The organism is Neobacillus sp. S1115 (assembly GCF_055385565.1).
The window spans coordinates 139214-160964 of sequence record NZ_AP038275.1 but is presented as its reverse complement, the minus strand read 5'-3'; the positions used below and the strand labels follow the sequence as shown (position 1 = coordinate 160964).

Annotated in this window: 31 protein-coding genes; 7 read left to right on the top strand and 24 right to left on the bottom strand. The window is 42.0% G+C overall.

Annotated elements, in window-relative coordinates:
• Nucleotides 1-76: 76 nt before the first annotated feature.
• Complete coding sequence (locus tag ACZ5B7_RS00895; RefSeq protein WP_464492274.1) at nucleotides 77-520, bottom strand: YbaK family protein; 444 nt, start codon at nucleotides 518-520, stop codon at nucleotides 77-79.
• A 256-nt stretch (nucleotides 521-776) separates the two neighbouring features.
• Here ACZ5B7_RS00895 and ACZ5B7_RS00890 point away from each other — a divergent pair, with 256 nt between their 5' ends.
• The 7 genes from ACZ5B7_RS00890 to ACZ5B7_RS00860 all read left to right on the top strand — a co-directional run bounded on the left by ACZ5B7_RS00890 (nucleotide 777) and on the right by ACZ5B7_RS00860 (nucleotide 6369).
• Nucleotides 777-1070, top strand: a complete 294-nt coding sequence (locus ACZ5B7_RS00890) for a hypothetical protein (RefSeq protein WP_464492273.1) — start codon at nucleotides 777-779, stop codon at nucleotides 1068-1070.
• 133 nt (nucleotides 1071-1203) lie between these two features.
• Nucleotides 1204-2280: a CotH kinase family protein gene (locus tag ACZ5B7_RS00885; protein WP_464492272.1), complete on the top strand. Its 1077-nt coding sequence runs from the start codon at nucleotides 1204-1206 to the stop codon at nucleotides 2278-2280.
• A 156-nt stretch (nucleotides 2281-2436) separates the two neighbouring features.
• Complete coding sequence (locus tag ACZ5B7_RS00880; RefSeq protein ID WP_464492271.1) at nucleotides 2437-3153, top strand: SDR family NAD(P)-dependent oxidoreductase; 717 nt, start codon at nucleotides 2437-2439, stop codon at nucleotides 3151-3153.
• A complete protein-coding gene (locus tag ACZ5B7_RS00875) occupies nucleotides 3154-4182 on the top strand; it encodes an S-adenosylmethionine:tRNA ribosyltransferase-isomerase (protein WP_464492270.1) in 1029 nt (342 codons plus the stop codon).
• A gap of 19 nt (nucleotides 4183-4201) precedes the next feature.
• On the top strand, nucleotides 4202-4561 hold the full coding sequence (locus tag ACZ5B7_RS00870) for a VOC family protein (protein WP_464492269.1): 360 nt from the start codon (nucleotides 4202-4204) through the stop codon (nucleotides 4559-4561).
• Nucleotides 4562-4595: 34 nt separating this feature from the next.
• The gene (locus ACZ5B7_RS00865; RefSeq protein WP_464492268.1) at nucleotides 4596-5714 is read left to right on the top strand and encodes a GAF domain-containing sensor histidine kinase; all 1119 of its coding nucleotides are present in this window, start codon (nucleotides 4596-4598) and stop codon (nucleotides 5712-5714) included.
• 13 nt (nucleotides 5715-5727) lie between these two features.
• Nucleotides 5728-6369 (top strand): response regulator, encoded by a 642-nt coding sequence (locus tag ACZ5B7_RS00860; RefSeq protein WP_378588639.1) that lies wholly within the window; start codon nucleotides 5728-5730, stop codon nucleotides 6367-6369.
• A 93-nt stretch (nucleotides 6370-6462) separates the two neighbouring features.
• Here the strand turns inward: ACZ5B7_RS00860 and ACZ5B7_RS00855 are convergent, their stop codons facing one another.
• The 23 genes from ACZ5B7_RS00855 to rplE all read right to left on the bottom strand — a co-directional run bounded on the left by ACZ5B7_RS00855 (nucleotide 6463) and on the right by rplE (nucleotide 21748).
• On the bottom strand, nucleotides 6463-8568 hold the full coding sequence (locus ACZ5B7_RS00855; protein WP_464492267.1) for a glycoside hydrolase family 3 protein: 2106 nt from the start codon (nucleotides 8566-8568) through the stop codon (nucleotides 6463-6465).
• Nucleotides 8569-8753: 185 nt separating this feature from the next.
• Nucleotides 8754-9146, bottom strand: a complete 393-nt coding sequence (gene rpsI / locus ACZ5B7_RS00850; RefSeq protein ID WP_127484434.1) for a 30S ribosomal protein S9 — start codon at nucleotides 9144-9146, stop codon at nucleotides 8754-8756.
• A 19-nt stretch (nucleotides 9147-9165) separates the two neighbouring features.
• Complete coding sequence (gene rplM / locus ACZ5B7_RS00845) at nucleotides 9166-9603, bottom strand: 50S ribosomal protein L13 (protein WP_213148253.1); 438 nt, start codon at nucleotides 9601-9603, stop codon at nucleotides 9166-9168.
• Between the two features lie 241 nt (nucleotides 9604-9844).
• A complete protein-coding gene (gene truA, locus ACZ5B7_RS00840) occupies nucleotides 9845-10582 on the bottom strand; it encodes a tRNA pseudouridine(38-40) synthase TruA (RefSeq protein ID WP_464492266.1) in 738 nt (245 codons plus the stop codon).
• A 13-nt stretch (nucleotides 10583-10595) separates the two neighbouring features.
• Nucleotides 10596-11393 (bottom strand): energy-coupling factor transporter transmembrane component T family protein, encoded by a 798-nt coding sequence (locus tag ACZ5B7_RS00835; RefSeq protein WP_464492265.1) that lies wholly within the window; start codon nucleotides 11391-11393, stop codon nucleotides 10596-10598.
• Nucleotides 11390-12259 carry an energy-coupling factor ABC transporter ATP-binding protein gene (locus ACZ5B7_RS00830; protein WP_464492264.1) on the bottom strand — a complete coding sequence of 290 codons (870 nt, stop codon included), beginning with the start codon at nucleotides 12257-12259 and terminating at the stop codon, nucleotides 11390-11392. The genes ACZ5B7_RS00835 and ACZ5B7_RS00830 overlap by 4 nt, the downstream gene beginning before the upstream one ends.
• The gene (locus ACZ5B7_RS00825) at nucleotides 12235-13074 is read right to left on the bottom strand and encodes an energy-coupling factor ABC transporter ATP-binding protein (protein ID WP_464492263.1); all 840 of its coding nucleotides are present in this window, start codon (nucleotides 13072-13074) and stop codon (nucleotides 12235-12237) included. The genes ACZ5B7_RS00830 and ACZ5B7_RS00825 overlap by 25 nt, the downstream gene beginning before the upstream one ends.
• 356 nt (nucleotides 13075-13430) lie before the next feature.
• Nucleotides 13431-13793 (bottom strand): 50S ribosomal protein L17, encoded by a 363-nt coding sequence (gene rplQ, locus ACZ5B7_RS00820; RefSeq protein ID WP_464492262.1) that lies wholly within the window; start codon nucleotides 13791-13793, stop codon nucleotides 13431-13433.
• A 41-nt stretch (nucleotides 13794-13834) separates the two neighbouring features.
• The gene (locus ACZ5B7_RS00815) at nucleotides 13835-14779 is read right to left on the bottom strand and encodes a DNA-directed RNA polymerase subunit alpha (protein ID WP_213121064.1); all 945 of its coding nucleotides are present in this window, start codon (nucleotides 14777-14779) and stop codon (nucleotides 13835-13837) included.
• 173 nt (nucleotides 14780-14952) lie between these two features.
• Complete coding sequence (rpsK, locus tag ACZ5B7_RS00810; protein ID WP_046524788.1) at nucleotides 14953-15342, bottom strand: 30S ribosomal protein S11; 390 nt, start codon at nucleotides 15340-15342, stop codon at nucleotides 14953-14955.
• Nucleotides 15343-15364: 22 nt separating this feature from the next.
• Nucleotides 15365-15730 (bottom strand): 30S ribosomal protein S13, encoded by a 366-nt coding sequence (rpsM, locus tag ACZ5B7_RS00805; RefSeq protein ID WP_464492261.1) that lies wholly within the window; start codon nucleotides 15728-15730, stop codon nucleotides 15365-15367.
• A gap of 21 nt (nucleotides 15731-15751) precedes the next feature.
• A complete protein-coding gene (gene rpmJ, locus ACZ5B7_RS00800; RefSeq protein WP_000868344.1) occupies nucleotides 15752-15865 on the bottom strand; it encodes a 50S ribosomal protein L36 in 114 nt (37 codons plus the stop codon).
• A gap of 35 nt (nucleotides 15866-15900) precedes the next feature.
• Nucleotides 15901-16119 (bottom strand): translation initiation factor IF-1, encoded by a 219-nt coding sequence (gene infA, locus ACZ5B7_RS00795; RefSeq protein WP_007085268.1) that lies wholly within the window; start codon nucleotides 16117-16119, stop codon nucleotides 15901-15903.
• Nucleotides 16120-16401: 282 nt separating this feature from the next.
• Entirely contained in the window at nucleotides 16402-17052 is a 651-nt protein-coding gene (locus ACZ5B7_RS00790; protein ID WP_213121066.1) for an adenylate kinase, read from the bottom strand.
• A gap of 66 nt (nucleotides 17053-17118) precedes the next feature.
• Entirely contained in the window at nucleotides 17119-18414 is a 1296-nt protein-coding gene (gene secY / locus ACZ5B7_RS00785) for a preprotein translocase subunit SecY (RefSeq protein WP_464492260.1), read from the bottom strand.
• A complete protein-coding gene (gene rplO, locus ACZ5B7_RS00780) occupies nucleotides 18414-18854 on the bottom strand; it encodes a 50S ribosomal protein L15 (RefSeq protein WP_213148262.1) in 441 nt (146 codons plus the stop codon). The genes secY and rplO overlap by 1 nt, the downstream gene beginning before the upstream one ends.
• A gap of 32 nt (nucleotides 18855-18886) precedes the next feature.
• Nucleotides 18887-19069: a 50S ribosomal protein L30 gene (gene rpmD / locus ACZ5B7_RS00775; protein ID WP_213148263.1), complete on the bottom strand. Its 183-nt coding sequence runs from the start codon at nucleotides 19067-19069 to the stop codon at nucleotides 18887-18889.
• A 13-nt stretch (nucleotides 19070-19082) separates the two neighbouring features.
• Complete coding sequence (gene rpsE, locus ACZ5B7_RS00770; RefSeq protein ID WP_213121070.1) at nucleotides 19083-19583, bottom strand: 30S ribosomal protein S5; 501 nt, start codon at nucleotides 19581-19583, stop codon at nucleotides 19083-19085.
• Between the two features lie 23 nt (nucleotides 19584-19606).
• Complete coding sequence (rplR, locus tag ACZ5B7_RS00765; protein ID WP_464492259.1) at nucleotides 19607-19969, bottom strand: 50S ribosomal protein L18; 363 nt, start codon at nucleotides 19967-19969, stop codon at nucleotides 19607-19609.
• Nucleotides 19970-20001: 32 nt separating this feature from the next.
• Nucleotides 20002-20538, bottom strand: coding sequence for a 50S ribosomal protein L6 (gene rplF, locus ACZ5B7_RS00760; protein WP_423800336.1), 537 nt, complete (start codon nucleotides 20536-20538; stop codon nucleotides 20002-20004).
• Nucleotides 20539-20569: 31 nt separating this feature from the next.
• The gene (gene rpsH, locus ACZ5B7_RS00755) at nucleotides 20570-20968 is read right to left on the bottom strand and encodes a 30S ribosomal protein S8 (RefSeq protein WP_213121073.1); all 399 of its coding nucleotides are present in this window, start codon (nucleotides 20966-20968) and stop codon (nucleotides 20570-20572) included.
• A gap of 31 nt (nucleotides 20969-20999) precedes the next feature.
• Entirely contained in the window at nucleotides 21000-21185 is a 186-nt protein-coding gene (rpsN, locus tag ACZ5B7_RS00750) for a 30S ribosomal protein S14 (protein WP_009499044.1), read from the bottom strand.
• Nucleotides 21186-21208: 23 nt separating this feature from the next.
• Complete coding sequence (rplE, locus tag ACZ5B7_RS00745; RefSeq protein ID WP_213148266.1) at nucleotides 21209-21748, bottom strand: 50S ribosomal protein L5; 540 nt, start codon at nucleotides 21746-21748, stop codon at nucleotides 21209-21211.
• Between the last annotated feature and the right edge of the window lie 3 nt (nucleotides 21749-21751).

Here is a 21751-nt window from a genome sequence, read left to right as displayed (position 1 = left end):
TCCTTCCCGCTCGTCCCTTGTTCAATAATTTATATGGGACAAGGCGGGACTTTAGAACAGGAATGAAGGCATTGAATTAATGAAGCCGAAGCTTATGGCGTCTTTGCCCCTTTTCATAGCCCTCTCTCCACCAGATATGGACATATTGTTCACAGTGATAATAGAGCGATTCACTCATGACGCCCTCTTCGCCATTTCCCCAATAAAGAAGGAAATTAAATAACGTATCAATTAAATGCTTTTCTTCATTAAAGCAGCGCATTCTTACCTGTTCCATACTTTCCCCATGGTAGCCAAATTTGCTAAATTTAGCTCCTAATAGAAAAGCTTCAAGTGCAACATCATAACAGGCCTCTTCCACCCCAGAATTCATAATCAGGCTTGAGGCAATCTTGGTCGATCCAAAATATTGCCGCACTCTCTCTTTTAATGTATTAATGGATAGGTCCCGAAGCACGGACCGTTCGTATTTAATCTGTTTTTCACGTCTTTTTTCTTTAAAGGTTGTAATCACAGTCACTTCTTTTCACCTCTTAGGACTATTCTTCATCCTTCCTTACGAAGAAATGCAAAAGTCCCAGCCGTTTTCATTTCCAATTTTTATCCTAACTGGACAAATGGGCAAAACCTCTTCTTCCAAAATGCTATTCGCCCTTTTTAATGAAAAAAGTTCCTGTGGACAAAATTATACGTTTATACTAGTTCAATTGCCGTCTCTAAAGTACCCCTTTATTTATAAAATACAGTACAAGCCATCGAAAGGAGGTGGTTCTTAGATGCCCCACAGCCCAAGTGGTTCTAACAGCAGCCCAAGCAATACTGCTAGCCCAACAAACCCAGCTTTCCCTGCTGATTGTGCTAACGATGTAGCCGTTCTTGATGTGAATCCTGGAAACGGACGTGTTCAAGACGTTGACTTTGCCCCTGATAATATCGTTTTACAAGGTTGTACAATCACTACAACTGGAGCAAATGCAACTCCTTTGGCAGATGCCGTAAGATGCTTATCCCAAAATGGCTTCCGCTTTATAGGAAGCGTTGGCAACAGAGCGATCTTCATTAGATGCTAATCTAATGAAAACGATGGAAAACCAAGGGACTTTGCCCCTTGGTTTTCCTTGGTATTTTTCGGCGAATTATTTGACGATGTTAAAACTCTTTTTCCAATGAAGTCAAAATACAGTAGAAAGGAGTAACTTTCTAATGGACCAAAAACGGGAATTACCAGTGTACATGTTATCCTTTCATCGTTGGGATCTTCAGGAACTTTCGTTTCCTCTAAGACCCTACGATGATCCAGTTCCCGGAAATTTATATATTGAGGATATGAAATTTTCAATTGCCACCCAATTCAGAGGAAACTATACAAAAAAACTCCCAAAAAGATCCTATTTCGTTCAATTGCAGCGTCCACAACTCCTTAATGGGGCCCGCGAGTTGCATCTCAACGCTGAATACAAGGACCCCTCCTCCATTCGTAATAAGCTTTCCCTCGATTTGTTCCAGGTCTTTGGGGTTCTTTCACCCCGTTCCCAGCATGTTCGTTTGTACCTGAATGGCCAATATGAGGGCGTCTACTTGCATTTGGAATCTGTCGATGATTTATTTTTTAAAAAAAGAGGCCTTCAAGTCGATTCCATTTATTATGCGGTCAAGCCTGATGCCGATTTTTCACTCTACCGCTATAAATCTGAAGAATTGAAAGAGTCGCTTCTTCTCGGATACCAACGTAAATTTGGAACAACTTCTGATGACATCAAATTAATTGATTTTATCAATATAATTAATAACACTCCCCATGACAAATTTGAGGAAGTAATTTCGAGGCACCTCGATGTCGAAAAGTATCTCCGCTGGCTAGCTGTCGCCGTCTGTACCCAAAACTATGATGGTTTTAAAAAAAACTATGCCTTATACCGAAACCCAGAAACTCAATTATTTGAAATCCTCCCCTGGGACTATGATGGGACATTCGGCCGGGATTGGGATGCCGACATTATTAAACCTGATTTCCTATCCATCAATGGTAAAAATCATTTAACAAAGAAACTGTTGGAATGCCCTGCTTTTCGTAAGCAGTACCGGGGTTTGATGGAAGAACTTCTTGATACATTATTTACTCCTGACTATTTTGAACCAATCATCACTTCACTAACCGAATCTATCAGTCCATATCTTCTCTTTACAAATGAGGAACAGAGGGAAATTTTCGATGGGGAAAAAGATTTTATGCTCTCGTTTATAAAAGAGAGGAATCGATACTTAAGAAATTTAACATGAAACAGCTCCCCCCAATGCGGGGGTTTTATTATGTCTTACAGTTCCCCCTTTCGGATTTCAGCCAAAAGTCGTAGAAAAGTTCAAGCTTTTTTCTGACGGAAGATTTTCTAGAAATAGTTATGCTTAACTCATCAAGAATAAAGGGGAGAAACCGTTATGGAAAATCAAGTGGTGATGATTACTGGAGCATCAAAGGGATTGGGGAGAGCATTAGCTTTGGCTTTTGCCGCAAAAGGGGCAAAACTTGCAATCTGTGCAAGGTCAGCAGAAGCTCTATTCAAAGTAAAGGAGGAAGCTCAAAGGTTTGGAGCTGAGGTGTTGGCTGTTACTGGAGATATCTCAAACCCCCGCGATGTGGAACGGTTTGTTGCCATGGCCGAGAAAGCCTTTGGCCATATTGATGTTTTGATTAATAATGCCTCCATGTTGGGGCCAAGTCCAATGCCATTATTGCTTGATTACCCTGAAGAAGATTTTGCGGAGGTACTTCAGGGTAATGTGATGTCTACTTTTTCAGTAACAAGAAGAGCCATTCCTGGAATGCTCCAGCGAAATATCGGATCGATTATCAATGTGACCTCTGAAGCGGGCCACGTCGGCTACGCCGGATGGGGAGCATACGGAATTTCTAAATTTGCGGTTGAAGGCCTGACACAAACATGGGCAGATGAGTTAAGCGAAACAAATATCCGGGTCAACATGGTAGATCCAGGAGAAATGGATACCGACATGCATCGGTTGGCCGTTCCAGATTGCGATTACCCGCTTGCAAAACCGGAGGATATCGTGGACATATTTTTATACCTTGCTTCCGATAAGTCAGTAGGTGTTACCGGCAAACGGTTTGAAGCACAGTCAGAGGAGGGATTGTAAATGCCGGCAAAAGCGTTGGATTTCTATCTTCCCAATGAATTAAATGCCTCCCATCCTCCTGAAAAACGCGGAGTAAGGAGAGATCATGTCCGGATGATGGCACTTAACCGCTATACAGGCGAGGTTAAGCATGACCATTTCTTTCGACTGGCAGATTACCTAAAGCCTGGAGACCTGGTTATTTTAAATAACAGTCGGACCATTCCCGCTATATTACATGCTAAGTGGCTGAGAAGTGCCGGTCAAATTGCACCTAATATAGAAATCCGGCTGTCGAGGCGCAGATTCGGTGATACATGGGAAGCTCTTATTGTTGCCAATACCGTAAAAATTGGCGATGCACTTCAATTTTCACCGGAATTAACTGCAATGGTAATAGGTGAAAAAGCACACTCACCGTTAAAAATCATTCAGTTTTCAAAGAAAGGAACAGACTTATTTAATATCATCTATGCTCTTGGAGAGCCGGTCCGCTACGAATATATTGAGTATCCTTGGGAACTGGACTACTACCAAACAGTGTTTGCTTGTCATCCTGGCTCAGTGGAGATGCCCTCGGCAGGAAGAGCATTCAGCTGGGAGCTGATTTTTCAATTAAAGCGAAAAAACATCGAGCTTGATTTTATCCAGTTGCATACAGGATTAAGCTATCTCCTTGATGACAGCTGGCATCAGACACCAGCGGAGAATGAGGAAGAATATCATATTTCTGAACAAACAATAGAGCAGATTCGTCAAACAAAAGCTTCTGGTAATCGGGTTATCGCAGTTGGAACGACTGTGGTCAGAGCTCTCGAGACCGCTGCCCGAAACGGTGCCCTTTCAGGGGTGACAAATCTCTATATTGACCAACACTTTCCTTTAAAAATTGCCGATGGTATCATTACAGGTTTTCATGAGCCAAAAGCAAGCCACCTTGACATGCTTTCGGCCTTTATTCGGGAACAACATTTGCTTCAAGCATATGAGCAAGCGATAGCCTGCGGTTATTTATGGCATGAGTTTGGCGATATGAACCTTATTATCTAATGGAGAGGATGGGTATGGCATGCGATTTCACCATTATGCCTTGGAAGTGCACGAACTTGAGGAAGCCATTGCTATTTATAAAAGCTATTTTGGTTTTCAAGAAGAAGGCAGGCTCTCTTTCATGGATGAAGAGATTGTATTTCTTGTATCTGAAGATTTCCGGCTTGAGTTAATTTCTGGGCCTCAGCAAAATGAAAGGAACACACATCTTTGTTTTGAAGTAGACAATCTTCCCGATATGATGAAAAAGTTGGATGACGAAACAAGGATTGAGGGGCCCTACAAGCTTCCGAATGGCTGGGAGACCGTGTTTTATGAGGGGCCAAATCAAGAAATCATTGAATTTTTACAGACTTTTCGAACATCTAATACGCTATAATGACAGTAGATAATGTCGGTGGGAGGAGAATTCGATGTCTGCTGCGGCTGGGTACGAAGAAATCAGCATTTTAAAGGAAATCGCTGAGCTTTTAAACGAAGGAACAGATATAAGGAATATATTGTCCGGGGTATTGAAAAAACTCCTCCATGTAACGGGCTTGCAAACTGGCTGGATATTCTTAATGGACGAAAATGGTATGCATCAGCTCGCAGCTGATGCAGCCCTCCCGCCTGCTTTAGCCCAGGACGGAAAGCGGCGGATGTGCCAGGGCAAGTGCTGGTGTGTAAACAAGTACAATAACGGGCAGCTGAACAAAGCTACGAATATTATGGAATGTAAACGAATTGAAGATGCCATCGAGGAAAAGGCTGGAGAAACTTGCGGTTTAACCCACCATGCAACCGTTCCACTAAGGGCAGGAGCAGAACGGTTCGGCATCTTAAATGTAGGCTCACCATATAAAACCCATTTCGAAAAAAATGAACTTGCCCTGCTTGAAGCAGTTGCCTATCAAATTGGAACGGCCTTAAAACGAATTAAATTAACCCAGAGAGAACAAGAAACAGCGCTAGTTGCTGAGCGTAACAGGCTGGCGAGAGATCTTCACGATTCCGTGAACCAGCTGTTATTTTCCCTCAGCCTTACTGCAAGAGCCGGAGTGGAAATGGCACAAACAGATGATGTAAAGCAAACGTTCGGCTACATTCAGGATATGGCCCAGGAAGCACTCGGTGAAATGCGCGCATTGATTTGGCAGCTGAGACCGCATGGACTGGAAAATGGGATTGTCAGCGCCTTGAGAAGCTATGCTGAAATGCTTGGATTGTCAATTCAAACAAAGGTTGCGGGTGCGGCCAACATTCCCGGTAAGGTCGAAGAAGCATTGTGGCGAATTGGTCAGGAGGCACTGGCCAATTGTAAAAAGCATTCCCAGACAACGGCTGTTCAATTATTTTTCCAAATGTCCAGCGATAAAGTTCATTTGGTCATAAAGGATGCCGGCTGCGGCTTCCATTATGATGAAAGCCTAGAAATCCCCTCATTGGGGTTAAAAAGTATGAAAGCACGGGCAGAAGCGTTAAATGGGACCTTTCATTTAAAAAGCAAAACGGACAGCGGGACGGAAATCAAAATTGAAATTCCGTTGTAGGAGGGAAAATTCAGTGAGTATACGGATACTAATAGCAGACGACCATCATGTTGTTAGACGGGGATTGGCCTTTTTCCTGCGGACGCAAAACGACCTTGATGTGATTGGGGAAGCAGCAAACGGAGAAGAAGCGGTTGAACTGGCTAAATCATTGAAGCCGGATCTTATTTTAATGGATTTGGTGATGCCGGAAATGGATGGAATCCAGGCAACTACAATCATTAAAAAGGAACAGCCAGAAATCAAAATTATGATGCTGACCAGCTTTTCCGACCAGGACCATGTGATTCCCGCTTTGGAAGCAGGTGCATCAGGTTTCCAATTAAAGGACATTCAGCCAGATGAATTGGTAACGTCCATTAAAAGAATCATGAGCGGAGAAAACCAGCTTCATCCAAAAGCGACTTCGCATTTATTGGCTAATTTGTCCTCTAAAAATAAACCTGAACGGGATTTAATCGAGGAATTAACAAAAAGAGAGCTTGATGTGTTAAAAGAAATTGCCAAAGGAAAAAGCAATAAAGAAATTGCCGGTGCTCTTTTTATTACCGAAAAGACAGTCAAAACACATGTTTCAAACCTGCTTGCAAAGCTCGAACTCGCCGACCGGACACAGGCTGCTTTATATGCGGTCAGGAATCACTTAGTAGACTAAGGACGAATGTGGAATGATTACATTCGTTTTATTATGCAAAAAAGGCCCCAGTCAATTAAACTGAGAGCCTTTTTAGCCTGCTACTGAACGTTATTAATATGTTAGTCCATGACCAAGTTTATAGACGTTACCATCGCGATCTTCATAGGCATATTTAAGCCCTTCAGGCATATATTTGTCCTTGTCAAAGCCTGGCACATCGTTTCTTGATACACAGTCTCCATTTTCATCCACAGCAATAACTTCCTCACTCGCTGGCAATGTCAATGGCAATACGCCAATTGGTTTGAAATTACCTGCCATTACCTCAAACTGTGCATTATAGTACGTATCGTAACCAGCAATCAGGGCATCTGCAAGCGGTTCAACATTTCCAAGGATCCACGGCAAAATGAAATTAACACCTATAATGACCTTGCCTCCGCGATCATGAACACTATCGGCAACTTTCTTTAGATTAGCCATGTTACTTAGAGTCGTTTCTTCGTAATCAGTTCCATCCATTGCTTTTTCCGGTTTATTCTCGCAAATTTCCAGCTCTAACAACCCTGGTGTAGCATTAAAATAAGCACCGGATTTTGGATGTAAAAATAAAATCGCAGTTTCCGCTTCTTCATAGTTATCAGTCAAGCTAAACAAGCCAAGTTCCTGGCATTCCTTCCTAGCCTTTTCCGTATAAGAAGCTGCGCGTTCAGGTTCCTTATGGAAAACTTCCACATAAACTTTCTTCGCACCAGTTAAAGGCAATGTCTGATTTGAATTTTTCAAAACAGTTACTGATTTTTTATGAGCTTCATATGCAGCGTCCCAATTTGCTTGATTACTTATCACTGCAGCGGCATTTTCCGGTGACACGTATGTACGATCATCGAATAATCCTAACGCAAACATTTCGGTAAGTAGCCTTATGTTTGCTTCATCAATACGGTTTTCACTAATCAATCCATTTTGGATTGCTAATTTTAGATTTTCAACATCATTTGTATCGGAAACCAGATCCGTTCCCGCATTGACGGCTTTTGCAAAACGTTCTGCCTCAGTCTTATCTTCAACGCCCCAGCTCATTTTATTGGTGACGCCGCTATCGCTGTTGATATAGCCTTTGAATCCAAGTAATCCTCTAAGGATGTGTTGTAAAAAATACTGATTAAAGGTAAAGCCAACCTCTTCGAATGGGATATCTTCACCTTGGAATTTTTGAACTGCACTTTTTTTGATGCTAGGAATCGAGTAATATGGCATGAAGGATGAGCTGCCATGTTCTACTGCTGCTTGGAACGGCGGCAGGTGATACTTTTCTAAGCTTCCAGGAGTTGGGTATAGATTCCATTTCCCCTCTTCATAATGTGGATCAAAGCCATTTTCCCTTGCTCCGCCTCCAGGAAAATGCTTAGTTGTCATTGCAATACTATGACTGCCTAATTCTTCCCCTTGGAATCCGTCAATGACACGACCGATGACATCAGAAATAAATTCTGGGTCTTCACCAAAAGTTCCATATATCCGCTGCCATCTAGGGTCTGTGACGGTATCAGCCATATACATATAACCCTTCCTTATCCCAACAGCATCCCATTCAGTACGGGCTATTTCGGCAAATTGGCTGATTAACGAGGCGTCACCGCCATTTTTCATCTCTCCTTTAGCGGCTGCTGCAAGCCCTAAAGTCCCCGGCCATGTGGAAAAAATCCCAGCTGCATCATTCATACCAAAGATAAATTCAGTATTTTCATTTCTTGAATTAGATGCTATTAAGCAAGGAATACCAAGACGTGTTCCCTCGCATACTTCATTCATGGTATTGACCCATTCTGCCATTTGAGCTGGACTCCAATTGTCCCGAAGGATGAAGTGGCGCAAATGCATATTTTCAATTGTATGAGTTGTACCGTATACCTTGGCCAAGGCAAAAATCGTTTCGCCCTTTTCCACAATCCCCTCATCTAACACACCATCATGACTTGTCTTGCTTTTATCCTTTTGCGTAAGACCCATCTGACGGGTATTGATTAACATCATCCCGACCTTTTCATCGAGATTCATCAATGAAACAAGATTCTCGGCACGTTCTTTCGGGCTCAAGCGCCAATCCTTATAAGGCTCTAATTTCCCACTATTATTCAAATCCTTAAATTTTAATCCATCAACTTCAATCAGTTTCTTTACCCTAACTTCCAACCTCGGTTGCTTATGCTCCAATTTGTTTACCTCCTAAACTAATTCATTCTAATTATATACTAATTTGAAGCACGGGGACGCTTCTTATGCTTCCCAATTTTGAAATTTAGATGAAGGAGTAGGAAAAGAATTTTAAAACATTAATACTAAATACAAAAAAGACCCCCAACCAATAGAGTTGAGAGTCTTTGAACGTTTGCAAAAGATTAACGCTTTGAGAACTGAGGCGCACGACGAGCACCTTTAAGACCGTATTTTTTACGCTCTTTCATACGTGCATCACGAGTTAATAGACCAGCGCGCTTTAATGTTGGACGGTATTCTGGGTCAGCTTGAAGTAATGCGCGAGCAATACCGTGGCGGATTGCGCCAGCTTGACCAGTGTAGCCGCCGCCGCTTACGTTTACAAGAACATCGTAGCTGCCAACAGTTTCAGTAGCTACTAATGGTTGTCTTACAACAACACGTAAAGCTTCGAATGGGATATAAGTGTCGATGTCACGATCGTTAATAACAATTTTACCTGTGCCTGGAACTAAGCGTACACGAGCAACTGAGCTCTTACGACGGCCAGTACCGATATATTGAACTTGTGCCAAGTTAATTCCCTCCTCTTAATTAACCGCGAAGTTCGTAAACTTCAGGTTGTTGTGCTTGGTGTTTATGTTCTGCACCAGCATAAACGTGTAATTTTTTGAACATTTGACGGCCAAGAGAATTCTTTGGAAGCATGCCTTTTACAGCTTGCTCAAGCATTTTCTCAGCATAGTTCGTACGCATTTCAAGAGCAGTTCTCTGCTTTAAACCGCCTGGGTGATTTGTGTGACGGTAGTAGATTTTGTCGTTTATTTTGTTACCAGTTAATTCAATCTTAGATGCATTAAGAATGATGACATGATCACCAGTGTCAACATGTGGTGTATAAGTTGGCTTATGTTTACCACGTAGGATAGATGCTACTTCAGAAGCAAGACGTCCAAGAGTTTTGCCCTCAGCATCAACTACGTACCATTTGCGCTCGATATTGTTGGCATTTGCCATAAACGTTGTACGCATGAGTTTCCCTCCTATTAAATCGTAAAAATAATATTTTCGCACCTTCACTGGCTATTTCCGTTCAATTCTGTTCCGGGAATGAACAGGACGCCACTTTGTGCAGTCATTTTCAAAAGCTATATTTTCAATCACGATGAAGACTTTCCGGGGCTTTATCGTGGGATTAAAAACACACACATATAATATAATAAATACTTAAGGTAAAATTGTCAAGAAGATGTTACACCTGGATGGGTTGTTTTTAATAAAGCACTTCCCAAAGGTATAACCCACGTGCTGGAGCAGTTTTTCCGGCAGCAGACCGGTCCTTCTTTTCCAAAATGGAAGGAATTTCTTCAGGTGACAGGTCACCAGATCCCACCGCCAACAAAGTCCCCACAAGAATCCGCACCATGTTGTATAAAAAACCATTGCCGACAAAGCGGATAGTCAAAAGATCGCCATCCAATAAAAAGTCTATCTCCTTAATTGTCCTAACCTTGTCCTGAACCTCCGTCTTAGCGGCGCAAAAGCTGGTAAAGTCATGGGTTCCAAGCAGATACCTGCTTGCCTCCCGCATTGCCTCCAAGTTCAAAGCATAGGGATAGCGGTACACATAATTCCGCTGAAACGGGTCCCTAAAACCAGATAATTGCAATTGATATCGGTATTCCTTTCCCACAGCATCAAAACGTGCATGAAACGCATTATCAGCCTTGTCAACAAATAAAACGGCCAAATCCTCTGGAAGCAAAGAATTAAGGGCAACTACCCAGCGATCTTCAGGAATTGCCAGCGGTGAATCAAAATGAATCACCTGCCCCTTGGCATGGACCCCCGCATCCGTTCGGCCGGAAGCAGTTACCTTCACAGGGACGCCCTTATGAATTTTCGCCAGGGCTGCTTCAAGCTCTGCCTGCACCGTCCGCCCTTTTGGCTGGACCTGATAACCGAGAAACCCGGTGCCGTCATATGAAATAATTGCTTTATACCTCTGCATCAGCCTATCTCCATTATGAACGTAATAGGACCAACAAAATCGTTAATACTGCAAGAAGAATGATTTGTATGGTATCTGCAGCAGCCCAGCTTAACTGGCGGTATTTTGTCCGGCCTTCTCCGCCGCGGTAACCCCTTGCTTCCATGGCGACCGCCAGCTCCTCGGCACGCTTAAAGGAACTGACAAACAGCGGAATGAGAAGCGGAATAACAGCCTTGATCCGCTCTTTTAGAGGGCCGCTCGCAAATTCCACACCGCGGGCAATCTGTGCTTTCATAATTTTGTCGGTTTCCTGCATAAGAGTTGGAATAAACCGTAATGAAATCGACATCATTAGTGCCATTTCATGAACAGGAAAGCGGACTTTCTTTAAAGGATTTAATAATGTCTCTAATCCATCCGTTATCTCAATCGGAGTCGTCGTTAACGTCAACAAGGAGGTCATTAAAATCAAAAAGAAAAATCGCAAAGAAATAAAAATTCCCATCTTGAGGCCTTCTTCGTAGATCTTCACGGGCCCCCAGTGAAAAATAAGACTGCCACCTTTAGTAAAAAACAATTGCAGAATAAAAGTAAACAGGACAAGCCATATGATTGGCTTCAGGCCGCCATATAAAAACCGAATAGGAATTTTTGATAATCCCAGCATTAAAAAAGTATATATACCAATAAGTGCATAAGTTAGCCCATTGTTTGCCAAAAAGATGACACAAACAAACAAGAAAATAATAATCAGTTTGGAACGAGGGTCCATTTTATGAATAAGAGAATCAGCCGGTACATAGCGTCCAAAAATCATTTTTTCCATCATGAGCGGACACCTCTCTTTAAAAGTTCTGAAATGGCAGCCGATAGCTCTTCAATGGAAAGGTAAATTTTATCCAGCTTACTTCCTATTTTTTCTTCAAGCTTCAGCTGAAAACGGACGACCTCAGGTACATCTAGTCCCATTTGAATTAATTCGGCAGTCTCTGAGAAAATCTCTTCTGGAGTGCCCTTTTTGGCGACCTGGCCCTGCTGCATGATGACGATTTGGTCAGCGTACCTTGCTGCGTCCTCCATGCTGTGAGTGACAAGAATAGTTGAGAGGCCCCTCTCCTTATGAAGCGAATAAAACATATCCATAATCTCTTTTCGGCCGCGCGGATCCAGACCGGCAGTAGGCTCGTCCAAAACGATGACATCAGGACCCATTGCCAATACCCCGGCAATCGCAACCCGCCGCATTTGTCCGCCAGAGAGATCGAATGGTGATTTTTCTAAGATTTCTTCACCGAGTCCAACCTGTTTTAAGGCAACTCGTGCCCGCTTTTTTGCCTCTGATTCGGAAACGCCAAAATTCATCGGGCCAAAAATAATATCCTTTTCCACTGTTTCCTCAAATAATTGATGTTCAGGGAATTGGAATACAATTCCGACCTTTTGCCGGACTGCCTTTAAATTTTTATTTTTTTGATGAGCCTTTATTTCCTGGCTGCCAATTAGCACCGTTCCTTCTGTCGGCTGCAAAAGAGCATTTAAATGCTGCAAAACAGTGGATTTACCTGAGCCGGTATGGCCGATTAAAGCGAGATAGGTTCCGGATGGAATATCAATCGAAACATCAGAAATAGCAAGTCTTTCAAATGGGGTATTAGCTTGATAACGGTACTCTACAGATTTAAGCGAGATGTCCATAACTCTGTCACCAACTCTTCTTCCGATAAATAATTCTTTGTAAACGTAAGACCCATTTGACGAAATGCCTTTGTCATTTTCACTGAGAATGGAATATCCAGCCCCAGTTCAACTAATTCTTCATCAAGTGAGAAGATTTCTTCGGGAGTACCCTCCCGGTAAACCTCTCCTTTATTCATCACAATAATTCGGTCAGCTTTCGCCGCCTCATCTAAATCATGCGTAATGGAAATAACCGTCAACTGTTTTTCTGCCTTTAAATCTCTAACCGTTGCTAAAACCTCTTCTCTTCCTCTAGGGTCCAGCATTGATGTTGCTTCGTCTAATATAATGATTGCGGGTCGTAACGCCAGAACACCAGCTATCGCGACACGCTGCTTTTGACCGCCCGAGAGATGGTGGGGCTCTTGATATAGAAATTGATCCATCTTCACCTTTTTCAAGGCATCCTCAACACGATGAACCATTTCATTCCGTGGTACCCCCATATTTTCTAAACCAAAAGCCACATCATCTTGGACTGTGGTTCCGACGAATTGATTATCTGGATTTTGAAAGACCATTCCCAGTTGTTTTCGGATATCCCAGATTGTCTCTTCATTCAAAGGTAAACCGCAGACGGTTATTTCACCGGACTTAGGAAACTGCAGCCCATTAAGAAGCTTGGCCATCGTAGATTTACCGGAACCATTATGACCGACGATCGCCAGCCACTCACCTTCAAAAATATCAAATGTAACGTTATTTAAAGCATACCGTTCCTGATCATCATATTGAAACGAAACTTCCCTCAAGCTGACGATTGACTTTTTCATCCTGCTTCCCCCCTCGCCTCAACTCTGCTCTTTTATTATAAAAAAATCCATATATACAAAAAAAGCCTGCACCTCATCCCCAGGCAGGAACGATTTTCAACTGCCTTTACAAAACATTTCCATTTAGGAAATAGGAGGAGGTGCATGAGCTAGACGAGTCGCAAAAAAGATTACCAAAAGTTATTCTTTCCGGAAGCAAATGGAGCTTGCTTATTTCGCTCCAGCTAGTGGAGTCACGCTCATCGTAACGCTCTTTTTGGCTTGGTTCGTACATATATACTTGTATTTACAGAAAAAGGGCACAGAACAAGTTTGTTCTTAAACTGTCCAATACCCTTGTTGTCTGTTAGAAAATATTAAACTAACTCGATAATAACCATTGGTGCACCATCACCGCGGCGTGGTCCAAGTTTCATAATGCGGGTATAGCCGCCTTGGCGCTCTTGGTAACGTGGAGCAATGTCAGTGAAAAGCTTTTGTAATGCATCAGTACCTGTTTCAGTATTTGCTACTTCGTTACGAACGTATGCAGCAGCTTGACGACGGGCATGTAGGTCACCGCGTTTGCCAAGAGTGATCATCTTCTCAACAGTTGAGCGAAGTTCTTTCGCACGAGTTTCTGTTGTTTCAATGCGCTCGTTGATGATTAAATCAGTTGTTAAATCACGAAGCATAGCTTTACGCTGTGCGCTTGTGCGTCCTAACTTTCTGTATGCCATGAAGGGTTCCCTCCTTTTTGAAGTCGTTGAACGGATTTAGACTAGTCGTCTTTACGTAAGCCTAATCCAAGCTCTTCTAGTTTTGCCTTCACTTCTTCAAGTGATTTGCGGCCTAAGTTACGTACCTTCATCATATCTTCTTCAGTCTTATTCGCTAATTCCTGAACAGTGTTGATGCCTGCACGCTTTAAGCAGTTATAAGAACGAACGGATAGATCGAGTTCTTCAATGGTCATTTCAAGAACTTTTTCTTTCTGATCTTCTTCTTTTTCAATCATGATTTCAGCATTTTGAGCTTCATCAGTAAGACCAACAAAGATGTTTAAATGCTCAGTCAAAATTTTCGAACCAAGTGCAATCGCTTCTTTTGGCCCAGTGCTTCCATCTGTCCAAACATCAAGCGTTAGCTTGTCATAGTTTGATAATTGACCTACACGGGTGTTTTCTACCTGATAAGAAACACGAGCAACAGGAGTGTAAATGGAATCAATCGGAATGACACCGATTGGCTGATCCTCTCTTTTGTTTTGATCAGCTGGCGTATATCCGCGACCGCGTTTAGCAGTCAAACGCATATGAAGATGTCCATTTGCAGATAATGTTGCAATATGAAGGTCTGGATTTAAAATCTCCACATCACTGTCATGCGTAATGTTGCCAGCCGTAACAGGTCCTTCACCTTGAACATCAATTTCAAGTGTCTTTTCTTCATCAGAATAGATTTTTAAAGCTAATTTTTTAATGTTTAAAATGATGGATGTTACATCCTCTACGACGCCTTCAATTGTTGAGAACTCATGAAGTACCCCATCGACCTGAATCGAAGTAACAGCGGCACCTGGGAGTGAAGATAATAGGATACGACGTAAGGAGTTACCCAAAGTGGTACCATATCCACGCTCAAGTGGCTCTACGACGAATTTGCCGTATTTGGCATTTTCGCTGATCTCAACCGTTTCGATTTTTGGTTTTTCTATTTCGATCATCCAATAACCCTCCTTCAAAACGTCGAAACCTCGATTAGAGTTCTAATCGAAATTCCCCCATGTATACGTTCCCGTTTTGTGCACAACAACTGGAATAAGATTTCTGTATAAAAGTCAATAAATTCATATCATATCCCATTATAGACAGATGATATAAATTCTATACAGAAAAATTACACACGACGGCGTTTTGGCGGACGGCATCCGTTATGTGGAACAGGAGTAACGTCTTTAATTGCCGTAACTTCAAGACCAGCAGCTTGAAGAGCACGAATAGCTGCTTCACGACCTGCACCAGGGCCTTTAACTGTTACCTCTAAAGTTTTCATACCATGTTCCATTGATGTTTTTGCTGCAGTTTCAGCTGCCATTTGCGCTGCGAATGGAGTAGATTTACGAGAACCTTTAAATCCAAGCGCACCTGCACTAGACCAAGAAATTGCATTTCCATGAACATCAGTGATGGTTACGATCGTATTGTTAAATGTTGAGCGGATATGAGCAACCCCAGCTTCAATATTCTTTTTAACACGACGCTTACGTGTATTAGTTTTACGAGCCATTTAATTTAACCTCCTTTGCCGATTACTTCTTCTTGTTCGCAACAGTCTTACGAGGACCTTTGCGTGTACGGGCGTTGTTTTTCGTATTTTGTCCACGAACCGGTAAGCCGCGACGATGACGCAATCCGCGGTAGCAGCCAATTTCCATTAAACGTTTAATGTTAAGTGAAATTTCACGGCGAAGGTCACCTTCAACCTTTAGCTTGTCAACGATATCACGGATTTTGTTTAATTCATCTTCAGTTAAATCACGTACACGAGTATCTTCAGAAACAGCAGCTTCTGCTAAGACTTTTTGTGCAGTTTTTTTGCCAATACCATAAATGTAAGTTAAAGAGATAACTACACGTTTTTCACGTGGAATATCTACACCAGCAATACGTGCCATATATGTGCACCTCCTTGTCGATTAACCTTGTTTTTGTTTATGTTTAGGGTTTTCACAGATAACCATTACTTTGCCGCGTCTGCGGATAACTTTGCACTTTTCGCAGATCGGTTTAACAGATGGTCTTACTTTCATTATCCTAACCTCCTTGAGTTTCGGAGTGCAAACAATTATTTGAAACGATAGGTAATTCTACCGCGCGTTAAGTCATATGGAGAAAGCTCAACAGTCACTTTGTCACCTGGCAAGATCCTGATAAAGTGCATGCGGATTTTCCCGGAAACGTGAGCCAGCACAGTATGACCATTTTCCAATTCTACCTTAAACATTGCATTTGGCAAAGTTTCAATGACTTTACCTTCAATTTCAATTACATCATCTTTGGCCACAGTCTCGTCCCCCTTCTCTTTAAAGAATTATCGTTCGTAAGACTAGTAATGTAAAGCGAGTCTTCTCGTTCGTACGTAGTTAGCAACCCTACAATTTTAACATATTGTTGTGTCTTTGTCCGCAAGTAATTTCTGCATAAAAGAAGAATAATTTCTTCAGTCATTCTTGCCCAACTCTCGGTTCTGCATACCCAGTACAATAGAAAAGCCAGTTACTTGCACATACAATTGAATTCTATGAGAGAAAAGCGAGAGTCGCGTGCCAATTGGAAATGATGAGCATTAACGAAGACCCCGCAAAAGTTCTTCAATATCAGCAAATACTTTGTTAATATCCTGCTGACCATCAAGAGTACGCAAGTACCCTTTCTCTTCATAAAAAGATAATAATGGTTCTTGCTGTTTGATATTGACATCTAATCTGTTTTGAACTGTTTCAGCGTTATCATCTGCTCTCTGATATAGCTCACCGCCGCAACGGTCGCATACACCCTCTTTTGCAGGAGGATTGAATACTAGATGATAGGTTGATCCACATTCCTTACAGATACGACGGCCAGTCAAACGCTCCATTAAAATGCTTTTATCAACATTTATATTGATTACGTAGTCGATTTTTTTATTTAAATCTACTAGTAAATTTTCTAATGCATCTGCTTGAGGTACTGTTCTAGGAAAGCCATCAAGTAAAAAGCCATTTTGACAGTCTTCTTTACTTAACCGTTCACGAACGATGCCGATTGTTACTTCATCAGGAACAAGCTCGCCTTTGTCCATGAAGGATTTAGCTTTTAAACCCAGTTCAGTTCCTTCCTTCATTGCTGCACGGAACATATCTCCAGTTGAGATATGAGGGATGCGGTATTGTTCAACAATTTTTTCAGCCTGAGTGCCCTTACCTGCACCAGGTAGCCCCATTAATACTAAATTCACACATATTCCCCCTCGTGCTATATGTGAGGTTTATTGGGGCCCATTAAAGGGTCCCGCAAAACCCTTTTATTTAATAAATCCTTTATAGTGACGTTTAACTAATTGTGCTTCAAGCTGCTTATACGTTTCTAGTGCAACACCGACGACGATCAGCAAGCTTGTTCCGCCAATTTGTGCCGATTGTGGCAGATTCGCAATTTTAATAAATAAAACTGGAAGTACTGCAATAATAGCAAGAAAAATGGCGCCGATAAAGGTCAACCGATATAGGACGCGTGTTAAATATTCCTGCGTGCTCTTTCCAGGACGAATTCCAGGGATATAGCCGCTCTGCTTTTGTAAGTTTTCCGCTGCTTGTTCAGGGTTAACTTGAATAAAGGCATAAAAATAAGTAAACGCGATAATTAACGCTGCATAAAGTGTCATCCCGATTGGATGAGAATAATCAAAAACTTTCATAATCCATAGCGTTACATCATTCGTTGGGAAGAAGGATGCAATCGTTCTTGGCGTAACAATAAACGAAACGGCAAAGATTACAGGGATTACTCCAGCTGCATTTACTTTTAATGGCATATGGGTAGACTGGCCGCCCACAGGATTACGTCCTACTGCCATCCGTTTCGCATATTGAATTGGAATTTTCCGAGTTGCCTGTTGGATGAAAATTACACCCACTACAATAGCAATAATTGCTACTGCAATTAGAACAACAGTCACGATACGTAGGAATAATTGCTCGCCTGCATTTTCAAACTGCTGAACATACATTTGATTTAAAACATTTGGGATTCCGGCAACAATACCTGCAAAGATGATGATAGAAATACCATTTCCAACACCTTTAGCAGTAATTTGCTCCCCTAACCACATTAAGAACGATGTACCGGCAGTCAGCACAACGGCAATTAATAAATACGTTCCAATTCCAGGGTTTTCAATCAATTGTCCTTGAGACAAATTGTTAAAGCCGTATGACATACCTAATGCTTGGATAAACCCAAGCACGACGGTAAAATATCGAGTGAATTGGGCAAGCTTCCGACGCCCTGCTTCACCTTGCTTTGACCACTCCGTAAACTTTGGAACAACGTCCATCTGCAGGAGCTGAATAATAATTGAAGCAGTGATGTAAGGCATAATCCCCATTGCAAAAATAGAGAATTGCTTTAATGCGCCTCCGCCGAATGTATTTAAAACACCGAAAACACTTAGCTTATCTTGTGCAGCTAGCGCTTCAGCATTTACATTCGGAACTGGAATGAAAGTGCCGATTCGAAATACGACTAACATTAAAAGGGTGAATATGATCTTTCGACGTATATCACCCACGCGCATAAAATTGGAGATTGTCTGGAACATTAGATCACCTCAGTAGTTCCACCGGCAGCTTCGATCGCTTCCTTAGCAGCAGAGGAGAATTTATGAGCTTTAACTGTAAGCTTTTTCTCTACGTTCCCTTTAGCAAGAATCTTGATTCCTGCTTTTTCGTTACTTACCACACCTGATTCGATAAGAAGTTCTGGAGTAACTTCTGTACCTTCTTCAAAGCGGTTCAATGCATCAAGATTAACTACGGCGTACTCTTTACGGTTAAAATTGGTGAAACCGCGTTTTGGTAAACGACGGAATAATGGTGTTTGACCACCTTCAAAACCGATACGGACACCGCCGCCTGAACGAGCATTTTGTCCTTTATGACCTTTACCTGCAGTCTTACCTTGACCAGAGCCGATACCACGGCCTAAACGCTTACGCTCATGACGAGAACCTTCGGTAGGCTTTAATTCATGAAGTTTCATATTGGCACCTCCTTATGAAAGAAAACAATGAATTATTGTTCTTTTACTGTTACAAGGTGAGCAACTTTAGTAATCATACCGCGAATAGCAGCGTTATCTTGATGCTCAACTGTTTGATTTAATTTACGTAAACCTAGCGCTTTAACTGTTTCGCGTTGGTCTTGTGAACGACCGATTACGCTGCGGCTGAGGGTAACTAAAAGTTTATTCGCCATTTGATTTCCCTCCTTATCCTAACAGTTCTTCTACTGATTTACCACGTAATTTTGCTACGTCTTCAGCACGTTTAAGTTGTTTTAATCCTTCTACAGTAGCACGTACCATGTTAATTGGCGTGTTAGTACCTAATGATTTAGATAGGATATCCTGAACACCTGCTAATTCTAGTACTGCACGAACAGGACCGCCGGCGATAACTCCAGTACCTTCAGAGGCAGGCTTTAGAAGTATTTCACCAGCACCAAAACGTCCAATTACTTGGTGAGGAACAGTTGTTCCAACCATTGGCACTTCTACTAGGTTTTTCTTTGCATCTTCGATTGCTTTGCGGATTGCATCAGGTACTTCCTGCGCTTTACCAGTACCGAAACCGACATGGCCGTTTTTATCTCCCACTACGACAAGTGCAGAGAAACGGAAGCGACGTCCACCTTTAACAACCTTCGCAACACGGTTAACTGTAACTACGCGTTCTTCAAGTTCAAGTTTGTTTGGATCAATGCGACGCATCTAATTTGTCCCTCCTTTGTCTATTAAAATTGTAAGCCATTTTCGCGGGCAGCATCAGCTAATGCTTGAATACGTCCATGGTAAAGGTATCCTCCACGGTCAAATACAACTGCAGAGACTCCTTTTTCCACCGCACGTTTAGCGACTAATTCTCCAACCTTTTGTGCAGCTTCAATATTGCTAGTTGACTCAAGGCTAAGTTCTTTATCTAATGTAGAAGCACTTGCTAAAGTAACTCCATTAGTGTCATCGATTACCTGTGCATAAATATGCTGGTTAGAACGAAACACGTTTAGACGTGGACGAGCAGAGGTACCGCTAAGCTTCGCACGAACACGAGCGTGTCTTTTACGGCGAGTAGCGTTTTTATCTTGCTTCGTAATCATTTACGTCACTCCTTTCGTTTACTTATGCGGCATTACTTACCTGTTTTACCTTCTTTGCGACGAACAAATTCGCCTTCGTAACGGATTCCTTTGCCTTTATACGGCTCTGGAGGACGAACTTGACGGATATTTGCTGCTAATGCACCAACACGTTCTTTGTCAGTACCTCTTACAGTAATTTTTGTATTTGCAGGAACTTCAATTTCAAGACCTGTTTCAGGTTCGATTTCAACTGGATGAGAGTATCCAACGTTTAGTACAAGCTTGGTACCTTGCTTTTGAGCACGGTAACCAACCCCGATCAACTCTAATCTCTTTTCGAAGCCTTTAGAAACACCTTCAACCATATTTGCGAGTACCGCACGAGTTGTACCGTGCAATGCGCGGTGTTCTTTCACATCTGATGGACGAGAGATGGTTACAACATTCTCTTCAACGTTAATTGTAATATCTGGATTAAAAGAACGAGAAAGCTCGCCTTTTGGTCCTTTAACAGTAACAGTGTTGTTGTTCACAGCAACTGTTACACCTGCTGGGATTTCAATAGGTTTTTTTCCTACGCGAGACATTTAGTGCACCTCCATTCATTCAAAAAATCTCTTACCAAACGTATGCTAAAACTTCTCCGCCGATTTGTTTAGCACGAGCTTCCTTATCAGTGATCACGCCTGTTGAAGTAGAAACTAGCGCAATACCAAGTCCATTTAAAACACGCGGCACTTCGTTAGATTTTGCATAAACGCGAAGACCAGGCTTGCTTATACGCTTCAATCCAGTAATAACACGTTCGTTATTTGCACCGTATTTTAAGAAGATACGGATGATACCTTGTTTATTGTCTTCGATATATTCCACGTCACGGATGAAACCTTCACGCTTTAGAATTTCAGCGATTTCTTTTTTGATATTAGAAGCAGGTACTTCTAATTTCTCGTGACGCACCATATTCGCATTACGAATGCGAGTGAGCAAATCAGCAATTGGATCTGTCATGACCATTGTTTTTTACCTCCTTCCACAAACTCTAGTTTTACCAGCTAGCTTTTTTAACACCAGGAATTTGTCCTTTGTATGCTAATTCACGGAAACAAATACGGCAAAGCTTAAATTTACGATATACAGAGTGTGGACGACCACAGCGTTCGCAGCGTGTGTACTCTTGTACTTTGTATTTAGGCGTGCGCTTTTGTTTCGCAATCATTGACTTCTTAGCCACGTTTTCGCCTCCTTATTTAGCGATTACTTTTGGAACGGCATTCCGACTTGAGTTAACAATTCACGAGACTCTTCATCAGAATTTGCAGTTGTTACGATAACGATATCCATACCACGAACCTTGCTTACCTTATCGTAATCAATCTCAGGGAAAATTAGCTGTTCTTTAATACCCAATGTGTAGTTGCCGCGACCATCAAATGCTTTTTTAGAAACACCACGGAAGTCACGTACACGTGGTAAAGAAACAGAAACTAACTTATCAAGGAATTGATACATACGCTCACCGCGAAGAGTGACTTTTGCACCAATTGGCATTCCCTCACGAAGACGGAAACCAGCGATAGATTTTTTCGCACGAGTTACTAAAGGCTTTTGACCAGTGATCATTGCTAATTCTTCAACTGCATTATCAAGAGCTTTAGCATTTTGAACTGCGTCACCAACACCCATGTTAATAACGATTTTTTCAATCTTAGGTACTTGCATAATGGATTTATAGTTGAACTTGCTCATAAGAGCAGGCGTGATTTCTTTTAAATACTTTTCTTTTAGGCGGTTCATAGA

Bases quoted from the DNA above. Each gene is read 5' to 3' on its own strand.
- ACZ5B7_RS00835 (WP_464492265.1), bottom strand. From the start codon at position 11,393: ATGATGGAAAAAATGATTTTTGGACGCTATGTACCGGCTGATTCTCTT.
- ACZ5B7_RS00815 (WP_213121064.1), bottom strand. From the start codon at position 14,779: ATGATCGAAATAGAAAAACCAAAAATCGAAACGGTTGAGATCAGCGAA.
- rplQ (WP_464492262.1), bottom strand. From the start codon at position 13,793: ATGGCATACAGAAAGTTAGGACGCACAAGCGCACAGCGTAAAGCTATG.
- rpmD (WP_213148263.1), bottom strand. From the start codon at position 19,069: ATGGCGAATAAACTTTTAGTTACCCTCAGCCGCAGCGTAATCGGTCGT.
- rpsE (WP_213121070.1), bottom strand. From the start codon at position 19,583: ATGCGTCGCATTGATCCAAACAAACTTGAACTTGAAGAACGCGTAGTT.
- ACZ5B7_RS00870 (WP_464492269.1), top strand. From the start codon at position 4,202: ATGCGATTTCACCATTATGCCTTGGAAGTGCACGAACTTGAGGAAGCC.
- rpsK (WP_046524788.1), bottom strand. From the start codon at position 15,342: ATGGCTCGTAAAACTAATACACGTAAGCGTCGTGTTAAAAAGAATATT.
- ACZ5B7_RS00825 (WP_464492263.1), bottom strand. From the start codon at position 13,074: ATGAAAAAGTCAATCGTCAGCTTGAGGGAAGTTTCGTTTCAATATGAT.
- ACZ5B7_RS00890 (WP_464492273.1), top strand. From the start codon at position 777: ATGCCCCACAGCCCAAGTGGTTCTAACAGCAGCCCAAGCAATACTGCT.
- truA (WP_464492266.1), bottom strand. From the start codon at position 10,582: ATGCAGAGGTATAAAGCAATTATTTCATATGACGGCACCGGGTTTCTC.
- secY (WP_464492260.1), bottom strand. From the start codon at position 18,414: ATGTTCCAGACAATCTCCAATTTTATGCGCGTGGGTGATATACGTCGA.
- ACZ5B7_RS00830 (WP_464492264.1), bottom strand. From the start codon at position 12,259: ATGGACATCTCGCTTAAATCTGTAGAGTACCGTTATCAAGCTAATACC.
- rpsH (WP_213121073.1), bottom strand. From the start codon at position 20,968: ATGGTCATGACAGATCCAATTGCTGATTTGCTCACTCGCATTCGTAAT.
- ACZ5B7_RS00880 (WP_464492271.1), top strand. From the start codon at position 2,437: ATGGAAAATCAAGTGGTGATGATTACTGGAGCATCAAAGGGATTGGGG.
- ACZ5B7_RS00885 (WP_464492272.1), top strand. From the start codon at position 1,204: ATGGACCAAAAACGGGAATTACCAGTGTACATGTTATCCTTTCATCGT.
- rplM (WP_213148253.1), bottom strand. From the start codon at position 9,603: ATGCGTACAACGTTTATGGCAAATGCCAACAATATCGAGCGCAAATGG.
- rplO (WP_213148262.1), bottom strand. From the start codon at position 18,854: ATGAAACTTCATGAATTAAAGCCTACCGAAGGTTCTCGTCATGAGCGT.
- rplF (WP_423800336.1), bottom strand. From the start codon at position 20,538: ATGTCTCGCGTAGGAAAAAAACCTATTGAAATCCCAGCAGGTGTAACA.
- rpmJ (WP_000868344.1), bottom strand. From the start codon at position 15,865: ATGAAAGTAAGACCATCTGTTAAACCGATCTGCGAAAAGTGCAAAGTT.
- rpsM (WP_464492261.1), bottom strand. From the start codon at position 15,730: ATGGCACGTATTGCTGGTGTAGATATTCCACGTGAAAAACGTGTAGTT.
- ACZ5B7_RS00875 (WP_464492270.1), top strand. From the start codon at position 3,154: ATGCCGGCAAAAGCGTTGGATTTCTATCTTCCCAATGAATTAAATGCC.
- rplE (WP_213148266.1), bottom strand. From the start codon at position 21,748: ATGAACCGCCTAAAAGAAAAGTATTTAAAAGAAATCACGCCTGCTCTT.
- rplR (WP_464492259.1), bottom strand. From the start codon at position 19,969: ATGATTACGAAGCAAGATAAAAACGCTACTCGCCGTAAAAGACACGCT.
- ACZ5B7_RS00865 (WP_464492268.1), top strand. From the start codon at position 4,596: ATGTCTGCTGCGGCTGGGTACGAAGAAATCAGCATTTTAAAGGAAATC.